Annotated in this window: 19 protein-coding genes; 12 read left to right on the top strand and 7 right to left on the bottom strand. The window is 63.6% G+C overall.

The window, feature by feature from the left end; genetic code table 11:
• Positions 1–889 precede the first annotated feature (889 nt).
• Entirely contained in the window at positions 890–1,891 is a 1,002-nt protein-coding gene (locus QWI18_RS19660) for a GntR family transcriptional regulator (RefSeq protein WP_369319641.1), read from the bottom strand.
• Positions 1,892–2,223: 332 nt separating this feature from the next.
• On the opposite strand from QWI18_RS19660, the gene QWI18_RS19655 reads away from it, so the two are divergent.
• From QWI18_RS19655 to QWI18_RS19615, 9 genes are all read left to right on the top strand, one after another.
• Complete coding sequence (locus QWI18_RS19655) at positions 2,224–3,636, top strand: amidase (protein ID WP_369319640.1); 1,413 nt, start codon at positions 2,224–2,226, stop codon at positions 3,634–3,636.
• The gene (locus QWI18_RS19650) at positions 3,636–4,517 is read left to right on the top strand and encodes a polysaccharide deacetylase (protein ID WP_065988813.1); all 882 of its coding nucleotides are present in this window, start codon (positions 3,636–3,638) and stop codon (positions 4,515–4,517) included. The genes QWI18_RS19655 and QWI18_RS19650 overlap by 1 nt, the downstream gene beginning before the upstream one ends.
• Before the next feature lie 27 nt (positions 4,518–4,544).
• On the top strand, positions 4,545–5,885 hold the full coding sequence (locus QWI18_RS19645) for an MFS transporter (protein ID WP_369319639.1): 1,341 nt from the start codon (positions 4,545–4,547) through the stop codon (positions 5,883–5,885).
• Positions 5,886–5,909: 24 nt separating this feature from the next.
• Entirely contained in the window at positions 5,910–6,671 is a 762-nt protein-coding gene (locus tag QWI18_RS19640; RefSeq protein WP_369319638.1) for an SDR family NAD(P)-dependent oxidoreductase, read from the top strand.
• A 60-nt stretch (positions 6,672–6,731) separates the two neighbouring features.
• Positions 6,732–7,478 carry an SDR family NAD(P)-dependent oxidoreductase gene (locus tag QWI18_RS19635; protein WP_369319637.1) on the top strand — a complete coding sequence of 249 codons (747 nt, stop codon included), beginning with the start codon at positions 6,732–6,734 and terminating at the stop codon, positions 7,476–7,478.
• Between the two features lie 64 nt (positions 7,479–7,542).
• Positions 7,543–7,842 (top strand): hypothetical protein, encoded by a 300-nt coding sequence (locus QWI18_RS19630; RefSeq protein ID WP_065989066.1) that lies wholly within the window; start codon positions 7,543–7,545, stop codon positions 7,840–7,842.
• Positions 7,839–8,843 carry a GTP-binding protein gene (locus QWI18_RS19625; RefSeq protein WP_369319636.1) on the top strand — a complete coding sequence of 335 codons (1,005 nt, stop codon included), beginning with the start codon at positions 7,839–7,841 and terminating at the stop codon, positions 8,841–8,843. Before QWI18_RS19630 ends, QWI18_RS19625 begins: the two co-directional genes overlap by 4 nt.
• The gene (locus QWI18_RS19620; protein WP_065988818.1) at positions 8,840–10,033 is read left to right on the top strand and encodes a PotD/PotF family extracellular solute-binding protein; all 1,194 of its coding nucleotides are present in this window, start codon (positions 8,840–8,842) and stop codon (positions 10,031–10,033) included. Before QWI18_RS19625 ends, QWI18_RS19620 begins: the two co-directional genes overlap by 4 nt.
• 179 nt (positions 10,034–10,212) lie before the next feature.
• A complete protein-coding gene (locus QWI18_RS19615) occupies positions 10,213–15,438 on the top strand; it encodes a DUF4011 domain-containing protein (protein ID WP_369319635.1) in 5,226 nt (1,741 codons plus the stop codon).
• A gap of 30 nt (positions 15,439–15,468) precedes the next feature.
• On the opposite strand, the gene QWI18_RS19610 is transcribed toward QWI18_RS19615, so the two are convergent.
• Complete coding sequence (locus QWI18_RS19610; RefSeq protein ID WP_369319644.1) at positions 15,469–17,955, bottom strand: PAS domain-containing protein; 2,487 nt, start codon at positions 17,953–17,955, stop codon at positions 15,469–15,471.
• Between the two features lie 452 nt (positions 17,956–18,407).
• Between QWI18_RS19610 and QWI18_RS19605 the strand changes: the two genes are divergently transcribed.
• Positions 18,408–18,749 (top strand): DUF305 domain-containing protein, encoded by a 342-nt coding sequence (locus QWI18_RS19605; RefSeq protein WP_065988821.1) that lies wholly within the window; start codon positions 18,408–18,410, stop codon positions 18,747–18,749.
• Positions 18,750–18,836: 87 nt separating this feature from the next.
• Here the strand turns inward: QWI18_RS19605 and QWI18_RS19600 are convergent, their stop codons facing one another.
• From QWI18_RS19600 to QWI18_RS19590, 3 genes are all read right to left on the bottom strand, one after another.
• Complete coding sequence (locus QWI18_RS19600; protein ID WP_369319634.1) at positions 18,837–19,271, bottom strand: GNAT family acetyltransferase; 435 nt, start codon at positions 19,269–19,271, stop codon at positions 18,837–18,839.
• 60 nt (positions 19,272–19,331) lie between these two features.
• Positions 19,332–19,961 (bottom strand): LysE family translocator, encoded by a 630-nt coding sequence (locus QWI18_RS19595; RefSeq protein ID WP_369319633.1) that lies wholly within the window; start codon positions 19,959–19,961, stop codon positions 19,332–19,334.
• Between the two features lie 95 nt (positions 19,962–20,056).
• Entirely contained in the window at positions 20,057–20,719 is a 663-nt protein-coding gene (locus QWI18_RS19590; protein WP_369319632.1) for an NADPH-dependent F420 reductase, read from the bottom strand.
• 103 nt (positions 20,720–20,822) lie between these two features.
• Between QWI18_RS19590 and QWI18_RS19585 the strand changes: the two genes are divergently transcribed.
• Positions 20,823–21,710 carry a LysR family transcriptional regulator gene (locus QWI18_RS19585; protein WP_065988825.1) on the top strand — a complete coding sequence of 296 codons (888 nt, stop codon included), beginning with the start codon at positions 20,823–20,825 and terminating at the stop codon, positions 21,708–21,710.
• Positions 21,711–21,762: 52 nt separating this feature from the next.
• On the opposite strand, the gene QWI18_RS19580 is transcribed toward QWI18_RS19585, so the two are convergent.
• A complete protein-coding gene (locus QWI18_RS19580) occupies positions 21,763–22,218 on the bottom strand; it encodes a hypothetical protein (RefSeq protein ID WP_369319631.1) in 456 nt (151 codons plus the stop codon).
• A gap of 68 nt (positions 22,219–22,286) precedes the next feature.
• Between QWI18_RS19580 and QWI18_RS19575 the strand changes: the two genes are divergently transcribed.
• On the top strand, positions 22,287–22,697 hold the full coding sequence (locus QWI18_RS19575) for a MerR family transcriptional regulator (protein WP_192130297.1): 411 nt from the start codon (positions 22,287–22,289) through the stop codon (positions 22,695–22,697).
• A gap of 8 nt (positions 22,698–22,705) precedes the next feature.
• Here QWI18_RS19575 and QWI18_RS19570 read toward each other — a convergent pair whose 3' ends face one another.
• Positions 22,706–23,884: an MFS transporter gene (locus QWI18_RS19570; RefSeq protein WP_192130298.1), complete on the bottom strand. Its 1,179-nt coding sequence runs from the start codon at positions 23,882–23,884 to the stop codon at positions 22,706–22,708.
• Positions 23,885–23,909: the final 25 nt, after the last annotated feature.

The following is a 23,909-nucleotide window of genomic DNA, read 5'->3' as shown; positions in this document are numbered from 1 at the left end:
TTTGATTTCAGTGGGACCGGCTTCAGCCGGGAAGAGGCCGGTGCGTCCGCTAACAATTCTGCGGTGCTGCCTCTGACGCCTTCCCGGCTAAAGCCGGTCCCACCAATGCACGCGGTGTGGCGACTGCTTTTGAGTTCAGTGGGATTGGCTTCAGCCGGGAAGGGGCCGGTGCGTCCGCTAATCTGAGGTGTTGCCTCTGACGCCTTCCCGGCTAAAGCCGGTCCTACGAATGCGCGCGGTGTAGCGGCTGCTTTTGATTTCAGTGGGACCGGCTTCAGCCGGGAAGAGGCCGGTGCGTCCGCTAACAATTCTGCGGTGCTGCCTCTGACGCCTTCCCGGCTAACGCCGGTCCTACGAATGCGCGCGGTGTGGCGGCTGCTTTTGATTTCAGTGGGACTGGCTTCAGCCGGGAAGGGGCCGGTGCGTCCGCTAACAATTCTGCGGTGCTGTCTCTGACGCCTTCCCGGCTAAAGCCGGTCCTACGAATGCGCGGGGTGTGGCGGCTGCTTTTGATTTCAGTGGGACCGGCTTCAGCCGGGAAGGGGCCGGTGCGTGCGCCATCAATTCTGCGATGGTTGCCTCTGACGCGTTCCCGGCTAAAGCCGGTCCTACGAATGCGCGGGGTGTGGCGGCTGCTTTTGATTTCAGTGGGACTGGCTTCAGCCGGGAAGAGGTCGGTGCGTACGCTAACAATTCTGAGTTGTTGCCTCTGACGCCTTCCCGGCTGAAGCCGGTCCTACGAATGCGCGCGGTGTTGCGGCTGCTTTTGATTTCAGTGGGACCGGCTTCAGCCGGGAAAAGGCCAGTGCGTGCGGCATCAATTCTGCGGTATTGCCTCTGACGCTTTCCCGGCTAAAGCCGGTCCTACTCCGCGCATGCCCGCTCTTCTTCAACTGAGTCGGGTCAGATACGCCGGCACGGGCTGCTCAGGCAGCACGGACAGGACTTTCAGCCGCTGCAGCATCCGTTGGCTGGCGCGGTTGAGGTGTTCCTTGAGGTTCAGCGCGGCGGCATCGAAGGCGCCGTGCAGCAGCAATTCCAGGATCAGACGGTGTTCGGCCAGCATCGCGTCGTCAGGGCCGATACCCAATTGGCTATAGAAAATCCGGCTGATGATCATCGGGCTCTGGCCCTGGCGGATCAACGTCGCGATCTTGCGGTTGGTGATACCGGCCAGGCAGTGGTGATGCAGGTCCTCCTCCAGTCGCTCGATGTCCGCCAGGCTGCACTGCGGGTTATTCTGCGCCGCTTCGACCCGCGCAAGCATGGCGACCAGGTCGTCGCGGCTCAGTCCCGGTGCGGTCTGGCGCAACGCTTCAGGCTCCAGGCAGGCGCGCAGCTCGTAGTCTTCGGTCACCTCCCGAGCCGTAAGCGGCCCGGCCAGCCATTGGGAGTAGGGTTCTTTCTCTACCAGCCCCCGATCACGCAGACGCATCAGCGCCTCGCGCACCACGGCCCGGCTCACGCCATAGTGTTCGGCGGCAATCTGCTCGTCGAGCCGGTAATGACCGAACGCGATACAGGTCGACAGCGCCGCGCCGATTTCCTCGTAAATACGTTCCCCCAGCGGGCGGGTGTCGACCAGTTCTTCACTGCTGTCCAGACCCAATTGGTGGTGGGTCAGGGCCAGTCGTAGCGGCTCCACGTGGGTGCCGTCGGGATTGACCAGATAACCGCGTCCGTTGAATCGGCTGATCAGGCCTTCTTCATGGAGCAGGTCCAGCGCCCGGCGCACCGGCACCCGGCTGGTGCCGAACAGCTCTGCCAGCGGCGCTTCGAGCAGCACCAATCCTTCAGCCACGTCACCGTTGACGATGGCATCGCGCAGGACCTGCCGGATCGTGGCGTAGCGGGACGGGGTGCGGGAATCCTCGACGGACATCGATTTCATACACTTCTCGAGAGGCGGGCGGCGATTCTCGCACAAGACAGGTTGTCACTGCGGGTCACGTCAGAACGCACAGTATTGGAGCCGTTGTTACTTTTTTGCACTAAAACGTACCTTTTCGTAAATATCCATTATTTAGGCCGCTCATCACCTCACGCTCGTAAACCCGCACCTTCGGTCAGCTTCAAAAGCCTGGCAACGTATCTAGCGCGGCCGTCCTGGCCCGAAGGCTTGTCCATCGGGTCGCTCCAGATATCAGCGTACGCCCACTCTGGCACGCTTTCTGCCTTTGCTAAATGTACATTTCCCGAATATGTACATTAAAGGTAGATGAAATGTCCGACGCTCGCCTCCCGGATCCGTTACTCGCCGACGCACTGGCCATGGCACAAGATTTCGCCAGTGGCCGAAGCGACCCGGTGCAGGCCCTGGACGCGGTACTGAACCAGGCCGCCGCAGTCGATGACGTGTTTATTTCTTTCTCCACCCACCGGGCGCGTCGCGAAGCTCAAGCCTCGGCGGCGCGCTGGAAGGCCGGGCAACCCGCCAGCGTGCTGGACGGTGTGCCCATCGCCTGGAAAGACCTGTTTGACGTGGCCGGCAGCCCGACCACTGCAGGCGCGGCGGTGCGCCGTGATGTCGCGCCGGCGCTGCTGGACGCGCAGACCGTCGGCCTGCTGTCACGGGCCGGGATGGTCAGCGTCGGGAAGACCAACCTCAGTGAATTCGCCTACTCGGGCCTGGGTCTGAACCCCCATTTCGGCACGCCGCACAATCCCCTCGGGCATGACCAGCCGCGTATTCCGGGCGGCTCCTCGTCCGGCTCGGCGGTGGCGGTGGCGGTGGGCATCGTCCCGGTCGCCATGGGCACTGACACGGCCGGATCAATCCGCATCCCGGCCGCCTTCAACGGCCTGGTGGGCTTTCGCAGCAGTTGCCGGCGCTACAGCCGCGACGGCGTCTTTCCCCTCGCGCACAGCCTCGACAGCCTTGGCCCGCTGACACGCAGCGTGCGCGATGCGATCGCCATTGACGACATCCTGCGGGGTCGCACGAAATCGACCTCTTTGCTGCCACGCCCGCTGGCCGGCCAGCGGTTTTGGGTCGATCAGGCTGTCCTTGAGGATGATCGCATCGAGCCCGCGGTACGTGACAATTTGCTGCGCGGTGTGAGTGCGGTGCAGGCCCAGGGCGCATTGATCGAGGTGCGTCCGTCGCCTGCCTTTCAGGCCACGCTTGATCTGATCCAGCAGCAAGGCTGGCTCGGTGCGGCGGAAGCGTTCGCCCTGCATCAGGCCTTGCTCGACAGCGACGCGGCCGCGCAACTCGACCCTCGCGTACGACGCCGTCTTGAAGCGGCGCGGGCGTTCCCGGCCAGCCACTTGATCAACCTCTACAACGCCCGCGAGCGCCTTCAGCAACAGATGAGCGACGAACTCGATGGCGCCTTTCTGATCACCCCGAGCGTGGCCCATGTGGCGCCGCCGCTTGCGCCATTGCTCAGCGACGATGACCTGTTCATCCGCACCAATCTGGCCACGTTGCGCCTGACCATGCCGGGCAGTTTGCTGGACATGCCGGGCGTGTCGCTGCCCAGCGGCTGCGACGCGCTCGGCCTGCCTACGGGCCTGTTGATCAGCGCGCCGTGTGGCGAAGATTCACGTTTATTACGCGCAGCGCTGGCCGTTGAGGCCGCGTTGCGCACGTCCCGAAACGAAGGATCCGATAACTCCGCTGGAGAACGATGATGGCTAAAGAAATTCTGTGCGCCTTCGGTGTCGACGTCGACGCCGTGGCAGGCTGGTTGGGTTCCTACGGTGGCGAAGATTCGCCTGACGATATTTCCCGTGGCCTGTTCGCGGGTGAGGTGGGTGCGCCGCGGCTGCTCAAACTGTTCGAGCGCTACGGCCTGCGCACCACCTGGTTCGTCCCCGGTCACTCGATGGAGACGTTTCCCGAGCAGATGAAGGCCGTGTTCGACGCCGGTCACGAGATCGGTGTGCACGGCTACAGCCACGAAAACCCGATCGCCATGACCCCCGAGCAGGAAGAAATCGTCCTCGACAAGTCCATCGAGCTGATCACCCAAATGACCGGCAAGCGCCCGACCGGCTACGTCGCCCCTTGGTGGGAGTTCAGCAAGGTCACCAACGAGTTGCTGCTCAAGAAGGGCATCAAGTACGACCACAGCCTGATGCACAACGACTTCCATCCGTACTACGTCCGCGTGGGCGACAGCTGGACCAAGATCGATTACACCCAGCACCCCGACACCTGGATGAAACCGCTGGTGCGCGGTCAGGAAACCGACCTGGTGGAGATTCCGGCCAACTGGTACCTCGATGACCTGCCGCCGATGATGTTCATCAAAAAGGCGCCCAACAGCCACGGCTTCGTCAACCCGCGCCATCTGGAAGAGATGTGGCGCGATCAGTTCGACTGGGTCTACCGCGAGCACGAGCACGCCGTGTTCACCATGACCATCCACCCGGACGTCTCCGGTCGTCCGCAAGTGCTGCTCATGCTGGAGCGTCTGATCGAGCACATCCAGAGCCATGCCGGCGTCAAGTTTGTCACGTTCGACGAAATCGCCGATGACTTCGTCCGCCGTAACCCTCGCCACAGCTGATTGGCCCTTCATTCCGAGGCGTGACCCATGTCCATCTACAACAAGCTTGATCTGACCGGCTGGAAACCCCAGCAACTGACTTCCGAGCAAGTGCGCTACGCCACCTGGATCGCTTTTTTCGCGTGGGTCTTTGCGGTGTACGACTTCATCCTGTTCGGCACCTTGCTGCCGGAAATCGGTCGGCACTTTCAGTGGGGCGAAGCGGAACAGGCGGAAATCGCCACCTGGGCTGCGGTCGGCACGGCGGTCATCGCCCTGGCCATCGGGCCGTTGGTGGACCGTCTCGGTCGACGCATGGGCATCATTTTCACGGTCACCGGTTCCGCGATCTGCTCGGCGCTGACGGCGCTGGGCGGGTCATGGGGCAAGTCGCCGCTGATCCTGATCCGCTCCCTGAGCGGGCTGGGGTACGCCGAAGAAACCGTTAACGCCACGTACCTCAGCGAAATCTATGCGGCCTCCGAGGACCCGCGCCTGGCCAAACGCCGTGGCTTCATCTACAGCCTGGTGCAGGGCGGCTGGCCGGTCGGCGCATTGATTGCCGCAGGCCTGACCGCGGTGCTGCTGCCGATCATCGGCTGGCAGGGCTGCTTCGTCTTTGCCGCGATCCCGGCGCTGGTCATCGCGTTCATGGCACGCAAGCTCAAGGAAAGCCCGCAGTTCCAGATTCACCAGCGCATCACCCAACTGCGCAAGGCCGGCGACGCTGAGCAGGCCAGGCAAGTGGCGATGACCTACGGCGTGGACTACGAAGAGCATCGCACGGCTGGCATCGGTGCAGCGTTCCGGGGCACCTCGCGGCGCGCCACGCTGGTGATCGGCGCAGCGATCCTGCTCAACTGGGCGGCGATTCAAGTGTTCAGCGTGTTGGGCACCTCGGTGATCGTCAGCGTGCACCACATCTCCTTCGAGAACTCGCTGATCATCCTGGTGCTGTCGAACCTGGTGGGTTACTGCGGTTACCTGAGCCACGGTTGGATGGGCGACAAGATCGGCCGGCGCAACGTCATCGGCCTGGGCTGGATGCTCGGTGGTCTGTCGTTCACCGGCATGCTCTTCGGCCCCAGCAACATGCCCACGGTGGTCGGCCTGTACAGCCTCGGGCTGTTCTTCCTGATCGGTCCGTATTCTGCAGCCCTGTTTTTCATCAGCGAAAGCTTCCCGACCAGCATCCGCGCCACCGGTGGCGCGATCATCCACGCCATGGGCCCGATTGGCGCGGTGGTCGCGGGTTTTGGCGCGACTTCGGTACTGAGCGCTGGCGGCAACTGGCAGACGTCGGCGCTGTATTTCGGCGCCGTGCCATGCTTTCTGTCCGGTGTACTGATGTTCGCCGCCCGCCATGTGCGCCCCGAATCCGTCCAATAGCAACCGTCCAATAAGGAACTGAACATGACTCGCACCGTAGCGTTGATTACCGGGGCCGCCAGCGGGATCGGCCAGGCCCTGGCGGTGGCGTTCGCGCACAAGGGCGTTGCCGTGGTGGGCGGCTATTACCCGGCCGACCCCCATGACCCCGAGATCACGGCGCGGCTGGTCGCCGACGCCGGCGGCGAATGCCTGATGGCGGAGCTGGACGTGACCCGGACGGCCTCGGTTGACGCCCTGGCCGAGCAGGCGATCAGCCGCTTCGGCCGCATTGATTACGCCGTCGCCAATGCCGGCCTGCTGCGCCGCGCACCGTTGCTGGAGATGACCGACGAGCGCTGGAACGAGATGCTCGATGTCGACCTCACCGGCGTGATGCGCACCTTCCGCGCGGCGGCCCGGCACATGGGCGAGGGCGGCTCCATGGTGGCGATTTCGTCGATTGCCGGGGGCGTCTATGGCTGGCAGGACCACTCGCACTACGCCGCGGCCAAAGCCGGGGTGCCCGGATTGTGTCGCTCACTGGCGGTGGAACTGGCGCCCCGGGGGATTCGCTGCAACGCCGTGATCCCCGGCTTGATCGAGACACCGCAATCGCTGGACAGCAAAAACTCGCTCGGACCGGAAGGCCTCGCCAAGGCGGCCCATGCCATCCCGCTGGGCCGCGTCGGTCGGGCCGGTGAAGTGGCCTCGTTGGTGCGATTTTTGTGCAGCGACGAGTCCAGCTATCTCACCGGACAAAGCATCGTCATCGATGGCGGCCTGACCGTGCGTTGGCCGGAGTAGGGCGTAGCGCCGATCCGCTATTGATTGCGCCACAAGCCGCAGACTGAAAGAGGAAGCACCATGCAACTGGTCAATAAACGCGCGGTGATTACCGGCGCAGGCAGCGGCATCGGCGCCGCCATCGCCCGGGCGTATGCCGAGCATGGCGCGCGGCTGGTCCTGGCCGATCGCGACGCCGTCACCCTGGCGAACACCGCCCAGCACTGCCGCGAGTTGGGCGTCGAGGTGGTCGAAAGCGTCGCCGATGTCGGCACCGTCGAGGGCGCGCAGGCCGGCGTCGACGCCTGCGTTCAGCACTTTGGCGGCATCGATATTCTGGTCAACAACGCCGGCATGCTCACCCAGGCCCGCTGTGTCGACCTGACCCTGGACATGTGGAATGACATGCTGCGGGTCGACCTGACCAGCGTGTTCATTGCCAGTCAGCGTGCCTTGCCGCATATGCTGGCGCAGCGCTGGGGGCGCATCATCAACGTCGCGTCACAGCTGGGCATCAAGGGCGGCGCCGAGCTGACCCATTACGCGGCGGCCAAGGCCGGGGTGATCGGCTTCAGCAAATCCCTCGCCCTGGAAGTGGCCAAGGACAACGTGCTGGTCAACGCCTTTGCGCCGGGCCCGATCGAAACGCCGCTGGTGGCCGGGATCAGCAGCGCCTGGAAAACCGCCAAGGCGGCGGAGCTGCCCCTGGGGCGTTTTGGTCTGGCGGAAGAAGTGGCGCCCGTCGCCGTGCTGCTGGCCAGCGAGCCGGGAGGCAACCTGTTCGTCGGCCAGACCCTGGGGCCCAATTCCGGCGATGTGATGCCTTGATGCCCAAGCACAAAGAACATAGCCGCGAATAGCTCATCACCAAATAAAGCAGGAGCAACTAACCATGTGTGGACTCTGCGGCCTGCTGGGTGAAGACGTGCACTGGAGCGACCCGCTGGGCGACGAATTGCCCCGTCGCCGCGAACGCCTGCGCCGGATCGCCGCGATCAACAAGGTGGTGGCGCCGTTTCGTCTGAAGGTCGAGGACTTTCAGGGCGTCTCCTACCTGCTGCTCGGCGCCACCGGCAAGCAGGAACTGGCCAGCGGTCTCGACCAACTGTGGCAACGGGCCGAGCAGTTGATCGGCCGCCCGCTGGACCCCCTCGATGAGCGACTGCTGGACCACCTGGAGCAGCACCCATGAGTATCGCGCTGAACGTCATCACCGGTTTTCTCGGCAGCGGCAAGACCACCTTGCTCAAGCGCCTGCTGCAGGGCGAAACCCTCGGCGACTCGGCACTGCTGATCAATGAATTCGGCGATGTCGGCATCGATCACCTGCTGGTGGAAGAGGTCGCGCCGGACACCGTCCTGCTGCCCAGCGGCTGCGTCTGTTGCTCGATTCGCGGCGAATTGCGCGATGCCCTGACCGACTTGCTCCAGCGCCGGGCAAAAGGTGAAGTGCCCGCGTTCCGACGCATCCTGCTGGAAACCACGGGCCTGGCCGATCCGGCGCCCATTCTCGCCACCATCAACAATGACCCGCACCTGCGCGGGCGGGTGCACATCGGTCTGGTGGTGACGGTGGTCGATGCCAGCCATGCCGCGCTGCAGGAGCGCCTGCACCCGGAATGGATGGCCCAAGTCGCCGCCGCCGACCGACTGCTGATCAGCAAGGCCGACCTCGCCGATGACGATGCGCTGCGATCGCTGCAGCGGCGTTTGCAGTCGATCAACCCCGCGCCGGTGCTGACCACGGATGCCATTCAGAGCGGCGATCAGCTGCTGCTCGGTGACGGGCTGCACAGCCCTGATCCAGCGCAGGAAGTCGCGCGCTGGCACCTGATGGCCGTGCGCTCGACACCCGCCCGCCACGGCGAAGCGCAGGTCTGCTGCCTGACCTTCGAACGTCCGTTGGACTGGGTCGCTTTCGGGGTCTGGCTGTCCATGCTGCTAAGATGCCACGGCGAACGAATCCTGCGCGTCAAAGGACTGCTTAACGTGAACAACAGCCACGCCCCCGTCGTCATTCATGGTGTGCAGCATTGCCTGCATGCGCCGGTGCACCTGCCGCAATGGCCCGGCGACGACCGTCGTTCGCGACTGGTGTTTATCGTGCGCGGGCTGGACACCGCGCTGCTGCGCCGCTCCTTCGAGGCGTTCACCGACCGCCTGGCGCCGGCGCCCCGGGAAGCGCTGGCATGACGGTGACGCTGCGGGTCCTGGGCACTTCGGTGACGCTGCTTGAATCCCTGCGGGTTCGCGCCGAAGAGGACCTGGGCATCAAGCTGGTGTATCAGGTGCATGACGTGCAGACCGCCCAGCGCATCGCGGTCATGCAGCCCGACAGCTACGACCTCTATGACCAGTGGTTCCACAACGTGGATTTCGTCTGGCCCGCCCGCGCCATCCAGCCCATCGACACCCGCCGTGTCGCTTTGTGGCACGAGATCAATGACTTGCCCAAGCGCGGCAGGCTGTCGGCCAGTGACCGGCTCGGCAGCGGCAGCGTGCCCAGCGAGCGCCTGTTCGTGCAGCACGACGGCAGCCTCGGCAGCGCGGTAAGTGAGCGGATCAGCATGTTGCCACTGACCCACAACGCCGACAGTTTCGCCTATCGCCCCGAGCGCCTTCCCGCCGGTTTCAGTTCGGCGGACGAGAGCTGGGGCTGGCTGGTTGATCCGGCGTGGTGCGGGCGGGTGGCGCTGCAAAGCGACGCGGCCATTGGCGCGCTAGACGCCGCACTGGCGGTGCAAGGCGCCGGGCTGGCGCAGTTCAGTGACATCGGCAACCTGAGCATCGAAGAGATCGACGTGCTGGCCGACATCCTCGTGCGCAAGCAGGGGCAGGGCATGTTCGGCGCGTTCTGGTCTGACGATGAAGAAGCGGCGGAGCTGATGTTGCACCCGACCATCGATATCCAGAGCCTATGGTCGCCGACCCTGGTGCGCTTGCATCGCGCCGGCGTGAAATACCGGGTCGCCGTCCCGCGTGAGGGCTATCGCGGCTGGTTCGGCGGGTTGTCCCTGTCGCGCCATGCCAAGGGCGCGGTACTCGATGCGGCCTACGCGTACCTGAACTGGTGGCTGTCCGGCTGGCCCGGCGCAGTCATGGCCCGCCAGGGTTATTACATCGGCAACCCGGCGCGCAGCCGCGAACACCTGAGTGCCGCCGAGTGGGATTACTGGTACGCCGGGCTGCCCGCCCGCGAACAGCTGATGGGCAGCGACGGCTTGCCGCTGATCGACATCGGCGAAGTGCGCGATGGCGGCTCTTACGAGCAGCGCATGGGCCACATCGCGGTGTGGAATGCGGTCATGGATGAACACAACTACCTGGTGCGCCGCTGGGGGGACATCTCCCGGGCCGGCAGCAAAGGCACGCGCAGGCAGTGAAGCCCTGGCGCGGGCCGTAAGCCGGGGCGTTGCGGACCGCTGCGCTGGCGTCCCTGCAAAATGCCCGGCTGGCTGATTAGCCGATAAACACATTCACAACCATCGATTACTCATGGACTATAGGCGCCATTTGGCGGCCTCTACAGGAGGCCTGCGCTCGTAGCTTCAGGATCCCGTGAATGAACATCAAGATTGAAGCGCTGATCGCCCGCAAGATCGGCTTCGCCTCCCACCAGAATGCCGTTCCCCTCGTGCGCGAATTGAGCCTCTGGAACCAGGAAGAAACCACCCTTGAAAACCTGGTACTGACCTTAAGCACTGACCCGGACTTCGTTGAAAGCCGAAGCTGGAATATTGACCGCATCCATCCCGGTGATCGCCTCAACGTCTCTGATCGCGACATCAAGCTGAACGCCGGTTACCTGTCCGGCCTGACGGAAAGCCTGAACGCCGACGTGATCATGCGCGTGTCCCAGGGCGAGACGGTGCTCGTCGAGCAGCGCTTCCCCACCGAACTGCTCGCCCGCACCGAATGGGGCGGGTTGAGCGCGATGCCGGAGTTGCTCGCCGCGTTCTGCATGCCCAACGACCCCGCAGTGGACCGGGTGCTCAAAGCCGCCTCGCAGGTCTTGCGCCGTGCCGGCAAGAAAGACGGCATCGACGGCTACGAAAGCAAATCCCGCACCCGCACCTGGGAGCTGGCCTCCGCCATCTGGTCGGGGGTGTGCAGCTTCCAACTGAGCTATGCGCTGCCGCCCGCCAGTTTCGAGCAGCAGGGCCAGAAAATCCGACCGCCGAGTGTGGTGCTGGAAAACGGCGTGGCGACGTGCCTGGATACCGCACTGTTGTTCGCGGCCGCGCTGGAGCAGGCCGGGTTGAATGCGTTGCTGGTCATGACCAAGGGCCATGCGTTCGCCGGTGTCTGGTTGCAGCCGCAGGAATTTTCCCAGTTGCTGACCGACGAAGCGTCGGCCGTGCGCAAGCGTCTCGATTTGAAAGAAATGCTGGTGTTCGAGACGACCCTGGCGACCCAGGCGCCGTCGCCGAGTTTTTCCCGTGCGGTGGCTGCCGCCGAACGGGAGCTCGACGATGAGCAGTTCATCATGGCCGTGGATGTGCACCGCGCCCGGATGCAGAAGATTCGGCCGATGGCGCTGGTGTCAGCTGTCCCGGTCGATGGGGCCGACGATGCACCGCCTGTTTTTGAGGGGCTGGAGGAAGCGCCGTCGCTGCCGGGGTTCGATGTCGAGATCAATGAAGACGCCTCGGGCCCGGCCGGGAAACTGACGCTGTGGCAACGCAAACTGCTCGACCTGACCACGCGCAATCGTCTGCTGCATTTGCCGGACAGCGCCAAAGGCGTGCGTCTGCTGTGCCCCGATCCTGCGGCCCTCGAAGACCTGCTCTCCAGCGGTCAGCGCATCCGCGTGGTGGCCGTCCCTGACCTGAAAAGCGGCGGCCGCGATGAGGCCCTGTATGAACAGCAGAACAACGAGAGCCTCGTCGACGAAGTGGCCCGTCAGGCACTGGCGCGCGGCGAAGTCCTGGCCAGTCTGGAGAAGGTCAAGCTGGAAGCCACGCTGATCGACCTGTTCCGCAAGGCCCGCAGCGATCTGGAGGAAGGCGGGGCCAACACGCTGTTCCTGGCCATCGGCTTCCTGAAGTGGAAGAAAAGCGCCGACGACCCGAAAACCTATTCCGCGCCGCTGATTCTGTTGCCGGTCAAACTCGAGCGTAAAAGCGCCTTGTCCGGCGTCACCCTGAGCCTGCTCGACGAAGAGCCGCGTTTCAACCTGACCTTGCTTGAGCTGCTGCGCCACGACTTCGAGTTGATCATTCCCGGGCTGGACGGTGAGCTGCCCAGCGACGGGAGCGGCATTGATGTGGCCGGCATCTGGAACAGCGTGCGCCGGGCCGTGCGCGATATTCCCGGATTCGAGGTGAGCACCGAACTGGTGATGGGCACCTTCTCGTTCGCCAAATACCTGATGTGGAAAGACCTGAACGCCAACGCGGCGCAGCTGCTGCAAAGCCCTCTGGTCAAGCATCTGCTGGACCCCGACACGGCGGGAGAAGGCTTTTCCGGTTCGGCCGAATTCCCCCGGCCCGAGCGTCTGGATGCGACCGTTACGCCGGCGCAGCTGTTCGCACCCTTGCCGGCCGATTCGTCGCAAGTGGCAGCGGTGGTGGCATCGGCCAACACCCATAGCTTTGTCATGGACGGTCCGCCCGGCACCGGTAAATCCCAGACCATTGCCAACATGATCGCCCACAACCTGGCCCTCGGCCGGCGGGTGCTGTTCGTGGCGGAGAAACGCGCGGCCCTTGACGTAGTGTTTAGGCGCCTGGCGGAAAAGGGCCTCGGCGAGTTCTGTCTGGAGCTGCATTCCAGCAAGGCGTCGAAGGTTGAAGTGCTCAAGCAGCTGGACCGCGCCTGGGACGTGAGTGAAGCGTTGAGCGCCGAGGAATGGGAGCGTGAAGCCGCGCGGTTGCAGACCCTGCGCTCACGGCTCAATCAGCTGGTCGACGTGCTGCACCGACGCTGGGATAACGGCCTGACCCTGCACCAGTCCATCGGCCGGGTGGTTCGCGACCACAGCCCGCAGACGCCAAGGCTGGCCTGGGAAACGGGCACGGAACACGATGGGGCCGAGTACGCCGGGTTGCTGGATCTCGCCCGTCGCCTGGGACTCAATGGCAGTGCCGCCCGCGACCTGTCAGGTAAGTTTGGCGCCCTGGCGCAGACCCAATGGTCGAACGCCTGGCAGGCACAGATTGCCGGTGCCGCACGGGAAGTGCCCCCGGCCCTCGATGAATTGAACGCCGCCAGTGAGCGGCTGCTGGCACTGACCCACGTGCCGTTGCCGGTGGCTGAAGTGGCTCAGGTCCAGCAGCTGCATGATCTTGTCGCCCTGATCCTTGAATCCCATGGCCTGAACCTGTCGTTCGCCTTTGCACCCGACGCTGCCGCGCGCATCGAAGCGGCCCGGCGCAGTTGCCAGTTGCTCGAGAGCTATCGGGAGCTTGAAGAGAGCCTGTCACTGGATTACGCCGATGAAGCGTGCCGCCGTGTGCCGGTCGCGCAACTGCGCAGCGAGTGGCACGAAGCCGAGGGCAAGTTCTGGTTCCTGGGGACGCTGGCCCAGAAAAAGGTGGCGAAGAAACTTGCCTCGCTCGGTGGCGCGGCGGGCCTGCCGGACACCGTCGGCGACCTCGCTATTTTTGAACGCCTGCACGCCCAGCTGCTGGAAATGGACGCGTTGGCCAGCGACATGCAATCGATCCCTGGCTGGCAAGGGCTGAAGAGCGACCCGGTGCGCACGCTGCAGGCCGTGACCCTGGCCGAGGGGTTGCGCGGCAGGCTGATCGGGATGGCCGAATCACCCGAACACCTGGTTGCCTTGCGCGGCGCCGTGGCGCGTCTGGTAATCGACGCGAACGACATGCTGGCGCCGAATGGCCAACTCGCTACCGCGGTATCGACCTTGCAGCAGGGGTTGTCCCGCGTTGAGGCGGCCGTGCGTTTGTTCGCCGCGCTGGCGTGCACAAGCACTCAAACGTCCCTGAGCGTGGCGACACTTCGGGCGACGTCACTTGCCATCCAGCAGCAGGAAGAGCAGCTCAAGGCGTGGTGCGACTGGTGCCGGGTGCGCGAACAGGCGGCCGAGGCCGGCCTGGCCAATCTTGCCAAGGAACTGGAAGTCGGCAGTCTGTTGCCGTCTGCCACCGAGGAGATCTTCGTCACGGCCTATGCCCATTGGTTCGCCACCCAGGGCATCGACGGCGAACCGTTGCTGCGCAATTTCGTCGCGGCCGAGCACATGAGTGACATCAGCACCTTCGTGCGCCTGGACGACGAGCTGGCGAAACTGACCGTGCGCTATATCCGCGCCAAACTCTGCGGATTGATTCCGTCCAAGAACGACATTCCCAAAAGCAGCGGCTTTGCCATTCTCAAACACGAGCTGCAGAAGTCGCGCCGGCACAAACCGGTCCGGCAGCTGGCGATCGAGATGGGCGATGCCCTGAATTGCCTGGCCCCTTGCATGCTCATGAGCCCGTTGTCGATTGCGCAGTTCCTGCCCGCCGATCAGCCGCCGTTCGACCTGGTGATCTTCGATGAGGCGTCGCAAATCGCGCCGTGGGACGCCATTGGTTCGATTGCCCGGGGCAAGCAGGTGATCATCGCCGGTGACCCCCGGCAGATGCCGCCCACCAACTTCTTCAACCGTGGTCCGAACGCCGGTGACGACGACACCGCCGAAGACATGGAAAGCATCCTCGACGAATGCCTGGGGGCAGGGGTGCCGAGCCACAGTCTGAGCTGGCACTACCGCAGTCGCCATGAAAGCCTGATTGCCTTCTCCAATCACCGTTATTACGACAGCAACCTGATCACCTTCCCGGCCGCGGAAACCCGCGCCAGTGCGGTCGAGTGGCGCAAGGTCGAGGGCGTCTACGCGAAAGGCAAGGGGCGTTACAACCAGGCCGAAGCCCAGGCCATCGTCGATGAAACCGTCAAGCGCCTCACCGATCCTGCGTTTGTGGCGGCGGGGTATTCCATCGGCATCATCACCCTCAACTCCGATCAGCAGAAGCTGATCAACGACCTGCTGGACGCGGCCCGCAAGCAATACCCGCAGATCGAGCCGTTCTTCCAGGACACCCAGACCGAGCCGGTGGTGGTCAAGAACCTCGAAACGGTCCAGGGCGACGAGCGTGACCTGATCATGCTCGGCATTGGTTATGGCCCCACTGAGCCGGGGGCGCCGGTGATGTCGATGAACTTCGGGCCGCTCAACAAAGACGGCGGCTGGCGCCGGCTCAACGTCGCCATCACCCGGTCTCGCCGGGAGATGCTGGTGTTCACCTCGTTCGATCCGTCGATGATCGACCTCAATCGCACCAACGCGCGGGCCGTGCGGGATTTGAAGCACTTCATCGAGTTCGCTCAACGTGGGCCGAAAGCGCTGGCCGAGGCGATACAAGGCTCGGTCGGCGGCTATGACTCGCCGTTCGAGGAGGCCGTCGCCCAAGGGCTGCGGCGTCTGGGCTGGCAGGTCGTACCGCAGATCGGCGTGTCACGTTTCCGCATCGATCTGGGCATCGTTCATCCCGATCGTCCGGGCGACTACCTGGCGGGTGTCGAGTGCGACGGTGCCACCTACCACAGCGCGGCCACTGCCCGGGACCGGGACAAAGTGCGCGGGGCGATTCTCACCGGACTGGGCTGGAACCTGCTGCGGCTGTGGTCCACCGACTGGTGGGTGGATAAACACGGGGCGTTGCAAAAGCTGCACGTCGCGCTGAACGATCTGCTGGATCAATCACGACGGGACAGCGCGGCCGAACGGGTTGATGAAGCCGTCGCTGCGCCGGCGGTGGCCGACAAGGACCCGGTGTAAGGAGCCTGATCGGCGCGTGCGGAGTGAGGGTTACATCGGCGTGTTCATCAGTTCGCGCACGCGAGCGGCCAGTGTTTCAATGGCGAAGGGCTTGGTCAGTACATGCATGCCAGGCTCAAGCTGGTTGGCGCCGATGGCCGCGCTTTCCGCGTAGCCGGTGATGAACAGCGTTTTGAGTCCCGGACGGAGTTCGCGCGCGGCGTCGGCCATCTGGCGTCCGTTCATCCCGCCGGGCAAACCCACATCGGTGACGAGCATGTCGACGCGCACGTCCGAGCGAAGCAGCGTCAGTCCGCTGGCACTGTCCGCCGCCTCCATGACGGAATAGCCCAGCTCGCCCAGCACCTCTGTCACCAGCATGCGCACCGTGGGTTCATCGTCCACCACCAGGATCGTCTCGCCAACGCCAGCCGTCTGGGTGGCGGCATTCGGGATGTGCGCTTCATGGGCGCCGGGATTCCCGTGGTGGCGGGGCAGGTAGATGCACAGCGTGGTGCCTTGCCCGACCACAGAGGCGATGCGAACCTGCCCCCCGGATTGCTTGGCGAAACCGTAAATCATCGAGAGGCCCAGTCCCGTGCCCTGGCCGATGGGTTTGGTGGTGAAGAAAGGGTCGAATGCTTTCGCCACGACGTTGGCCGGCATGCCGGTCCCGGTGTCTGTGACGCTGAGGGTCAGGTATTCGCCCTCGGAGACCTCCAGCAGCGGCGCTTCGGCGGAGCCCACGACCTGCCAGCGGGTTTCGATGGTGATGCTGCCACCGTCCTGCATGGCATCCCGCGAGTTGATGCACAGATTCAGCAGCGCATTTTCCAGCTGGCTCGCGTCGACCAAGGCCACGCAGCTGTCCGGCGAGCCGACGGTCTGCACGGTGATGCTGGGGCCCACGGTGCGCTGAATCAGCTCGGTCATGCCTTCGACGAGGCTGTTGATCTCGGTAGGGCGGGGATCGAGTGTTTGCCGGCGGGAGAACGCCAGCAGTCGGTGGGTCAGGGCGGCAGCCCGCTTGGTGGCGCCTTGCGCCGTGGTCAGGTAACGGTCGACATCCGTCAGACGACCCTGGGCAAACCGTGCGCTCAACAATTCCAGCGAGCCGGAGATGCCCGCGAGCAAGTTGTTGAAGTCATGGGCAAGCCCGCCCGTGAGTTGACCCACTGCTTCCATTTTCTGCGACTGACGAAGTTTCTCTTCGGCCTGCATCAAGGCTGCGGTGCGTTCAGCCACGCGCTGTTCAAGGGTGTCGTTGAGGGTGCGCAGGGCAGCGATCGCCAGGTCGCGCTGGGCTTCCACCGAACGCCGCTCTTCCACATCGATCAAGACGCCCGGAAAACTGAGGGGGAGACCGTCCTCGCTGAAGTTGACGCGCCCGTTGGCCTCGATCCAGTAGTATTTGCCGTCCGCCCGACGCACCCGGTATTGATGGGCGTAGGCACCGCCGCGACCCAGCGCTTCGTTGATCGCTGTCATGAGCCCCGCCCGGTCTTCGGGATGGACGGTTGCCACCACCTGCTCCAGGCTAAGCCCTTCGTGGCCCAGCATCGGATCGAGTCCAAAGGCCCGGGCGAAGGCTTCGTCCACGGTGAAACTGTCGTTGGGCAGGTCCCAGTGCCACGTGCCGAAAATCGCCCCGGCCTCAAGCGCCAGCTGCACGCGCTCGACGTTGGCGCGGGCGATGGCTTCGCTCTGGCGCAAACGTTCCTCGGCATCCCGCCGCCCCGTCACGTCATTGAAGATGATCGCGATCTGACATTCGGCGGGATCGCCGACGGGCACGGCGCGCACGTCAAACCAGCGCTGAAAGGCTTTGGCATAGCTTTCGAAGGTGGCCGGTACACGGGTCTTGGCCACCCGCCCATAGGTGTCGAACCAGAATTGCTCCAGATCCGGGGCAAATTCTCTGACCCATTTGCCCCGCAGGTTGACGCCAGCCTCACGTTCAAATGCCGGGTTGGCTTCAACAAAGCGATAGTCGACCGGATAGTCATTGGCATCGAACTTGACCTGAACGATGGCGAAGGCGGCATCGACCGTCTCCAGAATGGTCCTGAACCGTTCCTCGCTCTGACGCAGGGCCGCTTCGGTGTCGCGGATGGGCGTAAGGTCGAGCATTGCGCCGATCATGCGCACCGCCTGGCCTTGAGCATCCCGGATGACGTGCCCGCGGTCGAGGACCTGGGCGTAAGTGCCGTCCACCCTTTGAAACCGGTACTCTTCGCTCCAGCCTGTCAGCCTGCCGTCTATCACGTCGTGGATCGAGGTGACGATGCGCTGCCTGTCATCGGCGTGAATCTGTGCCATCCACCAGTCGCCCGTCATGGCGATGGTGGCGAGCGGATGCCCGTAGACCCGTTCCAGGGCGTCGTTCCACAGGACGTGGCTGTCTTTCAGGTCCCAGTCCCAGATGGCATCGTTGGTGGCCTTTACCGCGAGGCGGTAGCGGGTCTGAGCCTCTTCGATCGCTTGCTCGGCCACGCCGTCGACTGCGGGCTCAACCGCAGTGTCGATCGAGCCCGCCATCGCATTCTGTCGAATGCCGGTGCACAGGCTTTCCAGCCTGAGGGCTTCACTTTTCTTCAATGCCGAACGCAACTGGATGACTTCAGCCTCAAGGGCTTCCCGGGTCAAATGCTTCAAGTGTCCACCTGTAAACGTAACGTTATGACCTGAGACCGGGGGGCGGCATCGGCCCTCCGGGACTGCATCAGCCGGTTTATCCAGCAGTATCGGCGGCCAGCGTTTTACGCTGCATGCTGGCAGAATGCAATTCGGCTTCAGAAAGGACTCGCGCAGAAAGACAAAGGTTCCAGCCACAGGGGTGATTTGCCAGGCCCGACGGGGCGTCTGTTCCGTTGGTTTTGGCGGTGTTGATCGAGCCTGCGGCGATGGGCTGCTCAATGCCCTTGACCTTGCCGCAGTGGAAAGGTCTAGCGTGACCGCTTCGTCTCAACCCTCATCCAGGATGCTTCGTCATGAAAAAGATTGCCGCCGTTGTCAGCGTGATTGCTCTGCTTGCCGTAACCGCCGTCAGGGCCGATCAGGCGGAGGACGTCAAACAGATGCATGAGGCCTACCAGCAATCGATGGGGGCCATGAAGGACGACATGCATCACGGGATGATGAGCGACGACCCTGACGTTGCCTTCGCGGCGGGCATGCTGCCTCACCACGAAGGCGCAGTGGAGATGGCGAAGATCGAGCTCAAATACGGCAAGGATCCGGAGATGCTGGAACTGGCCCGCAAGATTGTGGCGGCGCAGGCGGCGGAAATTGCGCAGATGAAGGCCTGGCTGAAAGCGCATCCGGCCAAGTAAAGCGGCAAAACCCTGCGCCCCTGATCAGGGGCGCTGATGTCCGCCCATGCGGCGTGGCAGGGCAACGCAGGCGCTGCTGCGTGCGCATCAACCCGTGATGTTCGAGTCGATTTTCTTGCCCATGCTGATGCGCGGTTCGGTTGAGTAACCCACAGACTCATAGAACGCCTGGACGCTGGCATTGGTGCTGACGATCTGCAGGTTGATTTTCATGCACCCCCGCAATGTCAGGGCGTGCTCGGCATGACGAACCAACTGCACGCCCACGCCTTTTCTGCGATGTGAGGGGTGCACCGCCACCGCATACAGCCATCCGCGGTGCCCGTCGTACCCGGCCAGAACAGTACCCACCACCTCATTGTCCGTCAGGGCGACAAAGAACAGACCGTCCGCAACCGCGAGCTTTTTGTCGATGGCGAGGCCGGGCGTGTTATGGGCGGTTTCGTAGCCAAATACAGCGTTCCAGAGTCCGATCACGGCCTGGCGATGCAGCGCGTCGGAGTAGTTGGTAATGGCAACCATGGTCAGGCTCCTTATTCAGCGGTAGTGGGCGAAGGGATTTTCTGCGCTGGCACTCGCGACTTATCGTCCCGAGACCAGTGCCAGCCGACAGGCCAGCCCCAAAAAAACCGCACCCAGCACCTGATTCAGGCGCTTGGCGATACGGACATTGGTCGCCAGCTTGTGCCCGATCCGACTGGCCAGGAGGATGACTGCGCCGTTCACCAGTAAACCGATGACATTCAAAACCGTTCCGAATATGAGCATCTGCACGACCAGCGAGGCTTTCGTTGGATCAACGAACTGCGGAAATAACGCCAAGACGAACAGTGCCATTTTCGGGTTGAGCAGATTGGTCACCAATCCCTGCCGGAAAATACTCAGAAGCGGCGTGGGCGCAAGGTCGGCATCAGCATGCAGCGGCGACGGGGCGCTGAACGCTTTCCAGGCGAGAAAAACCAGATAGGCAGCCCCCGCGAACCGCACCGCGTCGTAAGCGGCGGGCACATTGATCAACAATTGCGACAGCCCGAGTGCGGCAGCCAGCGCGTGACAGTAGGTGCCCACCTGAATGCCCGCCAGTGAAACGAAACCTGATGCTCTGCCCTGGCTCATGCTCCGCGATGCAATCAACAGCATGTCCGGGCCCGGTGTCAGCGTGAGCGCCAAGCAGGCGCCAGCGAAAAGCAGTAATACCGAGAGATCAATCATCACGTCCCTTCCCGAGGTCATGTAAACGGCTAGTGCAGGCACGCATGTTACCGGACGGTGGCGCTTCTCTGGAGGGCTTTGCGGGATGACGTCATTCAGTGGCGCCACGACCCATGGGGTAATTCAATGTGCCGTTCAGCCTTGGCCAGCGCGGCCTTCAGCGCCTCCTTGCGTAACGGAATGCAGTAAGCGAGCTTGGCCCGTTCGAATCGCCAGCTTTCATCAAGGTTGCCGGCGTCGACCGCGTCAAATCCCACCTCGTCCAGCAGCTGTATGCCCAGCGCCTTCGCCCCAGGGTCATCGGCGGCCACCGGCAAGGCACGTCGGTCGTGCGCTTTAACTGGGCGAGCATCGCGCATCAGGTCATCGGCCAGGATCGCGTTGAACACCTTCACCACATGGGCGCGAGGCAGATGCTCGGCGAGCAGCCGGCTGGTGGTGGTTTCGAACCTGTCCAGCGCCGGGATAGGGCCATCCTGGTCGGGATAGTAGTTGTTGGCATCCAGCACCGTTTTACCCGCAAGCCATTCGGCGGGCAGGGTTGGGTAGTGCTTGAAGGGAATCGCCACGAGAACAACATCGCCAAAGCGTGTTGCATCTTGGACGGTGCCAATTTGAGCCTGCGGGATCTCGGTGGCCACATTTTCCAGGGTTTCAGGCCCGCGCGAATTGCTGATCATGACTTCATGGCCAGCCGTGATGAACAACTGCGCCACTGCGCGCCCGATGAAGCCTGCCCCGATGATGCCGATGCGCATGTGATAACTCCGATGATGTGCTGGAAGCGGCCATGATGATTGCGAACCAGCGGCAGATAAATAATCATCAGCCGCTTAGTCTCGCTACCAGGAGTGTTGAATCATGGACCGTCTCAGCAGCATGGAAGCCTTCGTCACGGCAGCGGAGTGCGGGTCTTACGCCAAAGCGGCCGAGCGAATGGGGCTGTCGCCGCAGATGGTGGCCAAACATGTCGCTGCGCTAGAGCATCGGCTCGGCGCGCGGTTGCTGAACCGCACCACTCGTCGCCAGAGCCTGACCGAACTGGGCCAGGCGTATCTGGAGCGTTGCAAACACATTCTCAGTGAAGCGAGAGCGGCGGATTCCCTTGGGGAGATGATGAATGACACCCCGCGCGGCAAGCTGAAAATCAGCGCGCCCATCACCTTCGGCTCCTCTCGCCTCATGCCCTTCGTCACGACATTCCTGCGGCTGCACCCCGAGATTGAAATCGATCTGCAGTTGACCGATCGCTTCGTTGATCTGGTGGAGGAGGGGTTTGACATCGCATTCAGGATCGGCCCGGTGGAGGTGTCCAGCCTGACCGCCCGGCCGTTGGCGCCGTATCAACTGGTCGCCTGCGCGGCGCCTGGCTATCTGGCAGAACGCGGTGTGCCGCAACGTCCGCAGGACCTGAGCCAGCATGAGTGCCTGGGCTACGCCTGGTGGTCGCAGCCGACTGACCGCGAGTGGGTGTTCTGCAAGGGCTCAACGGTGGCGCGGGTTCAGGTGGCGAGTCGATTGAGGGTCAACGAAAGCCGCGCGCTGCTCTCGGCCGCGCTGGACGGTTTCGGCATCGTGCTCGGCCCGCTGATATTCCTGGAGCCTGCCTTGCGCAGTGGCGAGCTGGTGCGAGTATTGCCTGACTATGAGGCGCCGAGCCGGCCCCTGCATATGCTGTACACCGGCAGCCGGCAGCGAACGGCCAAGCTGCGCCGGTTTATTGATGCGGCACTGCTGCGATTCGGTTGAGCGCTTCGTGCAGGTGGGCGCCGCGCTTGGTTCGAGGACGCAGCTATTCCGTTTAGTGCCCCCCGGACGACGCTGGCGCCTGTTTCTCCCTCTGGCTGGCTTGTCCTGAATGCCAGACCGGCCAGACCTGTGCAACAACAAACAGCACCTCGAAAACCGTAAACCCGAGAATCAGAAAACTCGCTCCCTGAGCGACTGCATAAAGCTGCCAGATCGCGAACAGCGTTCTCGCCAGTGCGTCGTATAACCCGATGCGGCGGCTCGGTTGCGCGAGGCGCCACAACGACCAGACCACCACCACGCTGCCAAGCAGGTTGGCGAACAGCATCCCGCTGACGTCCAGCACAGGCACGGGCCGCTCCAGTGCCAGAGCGGCCGAAAGCGCGGCAAAGGCGCTGAACACCCATGTTGCAGTCCAGGGCGTCATGAAGCCTGCCGTCATTATCAAGTCGTAAACGGCGCTGCCTCTGACAAGGTGCCTGTTGGTCTTTGCGTTGATCATGATCATCCCTCAGAGTTGAGCCCGCAGGCTAAAGCCTGGTCTTGGGTCCAGAGTCAACGTGAGCATTGAACGTTATGAAAATAGGTGAAGTGGCACTGCACGCTGGCGTGTCTGTGGACGCGTTGCGGTTTTATGAGGAGAAAGGCCTGATCAAACCCCGGCGCAGTGCCAATGGCTACCGGCATTATCCGCAGGAGACCCTGCAGCTGGTGGGGTACATCAAGCTGGCGCAGCAGCTGGGGTTTTCGCTGAAGGAGATCGGCGAAAACCTGCCGTTGCTGTGGAACAGCGAGCAGGTCTCCAGCGACCTGCTCGCTCGATTATTCAGCGAGAAAATCGCGTTGCTGGACGAACGCATCGGGCAGATGCACGCGCTGCGCAATCTGCTGGCCGAGCGGGCCGGGCAGGTCTGTCCGCTGTTGGGCAATGGCGCCGCTGACTCGCCCGGAAGGGCGCATCACCAGGCAATGCCCGGCCGTCCCTAACGCCGCTTTCAGTCGCACAGCGCCTGGCTGCGACGCATCGCTATCGGCCGCACCAGGCTCAGCAATCCTGCCAGGGCCATGGCCGCACCGACCCAGAGCGGCGAGCGCAAACCCAGGCCTGCGTCGATCGTCACACCGCCCGCCCAGCTACCGAACGCCAGTCCGGCGGTGATGACCGAGGTGTGCATGATGTTCACCAGCGCGCCGGGCTCGGCCGCTTTCATGACGCGCGCCACCATCGCAGGATTCAGTGCCACACCGGTCAGTCCGAGGGCAAGGAAGCACATCAGGTTGAGCCACAGATGATCCCCGGCCAGGGCGAAGCCCGATAACGCCAGCACCATGATTGCCAAGCCCCAGCCGACGATCGCCATCATGTAGCGGTCCGCCAGCCGGCCCACCACCCAGTTGCCCAGCACGTTCGCGACGCCGTACAGCGCCAGCAGCGGTGCGACGAATTTCGGCGCGACGCCGACTTCCTGAATCAAAATGGGCGTGCAATAGCTGAAGGCGGCAAAGGTCGCGCCGATGATCAACCCGCTGGTGACGTACGCCGCCCAGAGGGGCGGGTTCTTCATGTCGGCGACTTGTTGGCGCAGTGGCGGTTCGCTGCCGTTGGCGCTCGCCGGCAGGCGCTTGCTCGCCAGCACCGTGCACAGCATCGCCAGCACCACCACCAGCCAGGCGCTCGCACGCCAGCCAAAGTGTTGCTCGACCCATGTAGTCAGCGGCACGCCTACGACCGGGGACAGCATCAGCCCGGCAAGGACCACCGACACCGCCCGACCGCGACGTTCCGGCGTCACGAGGCCTGCGCACACCGTCATGCACAAACCGATGCAGACGGCACTGGAGATGCCCATGACCACGCGAGCAGCAGCGAGCACCAGATAACTTTGCGCGGCCGCTGCGACTGCGCCGGCGACCACATAACAGACGAGCAGCGCGATCAAAGAGCGTTTGTTGCTGACGCCTTTTGACAGCAGCAGGACGGTCACAAGCGGGCCGCCGATCGCCATGCCCAAGGCGTAAAAGGCGATCAGGTTGCCGACCTGGGCGAGACTGACCGAGAACGCGTCGGCCAGTGCCGGCATCATGCCGGCGACCATGAACTCGGCCGTCACCAGCGAGAAAATCGTCAGGCCCAGAAGGTAGACGGTGGAGGGGAGCTTGCTGCGGCTGGACATGGGTTTCCCGAGGGGTAAAGAAGGC

The sequence above is a fragment of the Pseudomonas sp. W2Oct36 genome, from assembly GCF_041060465.1.
GTDB classification, from domain to species: Bacteria; Pseudomonadota; Gammaproteobacteria; order Pseudomonadales; family Pseudomonadaceae; genus Aquipseudomonas; species Aquipseudomonas graminis_B.
The sequence above is the reverse complement of the archived record's forward strand: the minus strand, read 5'-3'. Positions and strand labels throughout refer to the sequence as shown.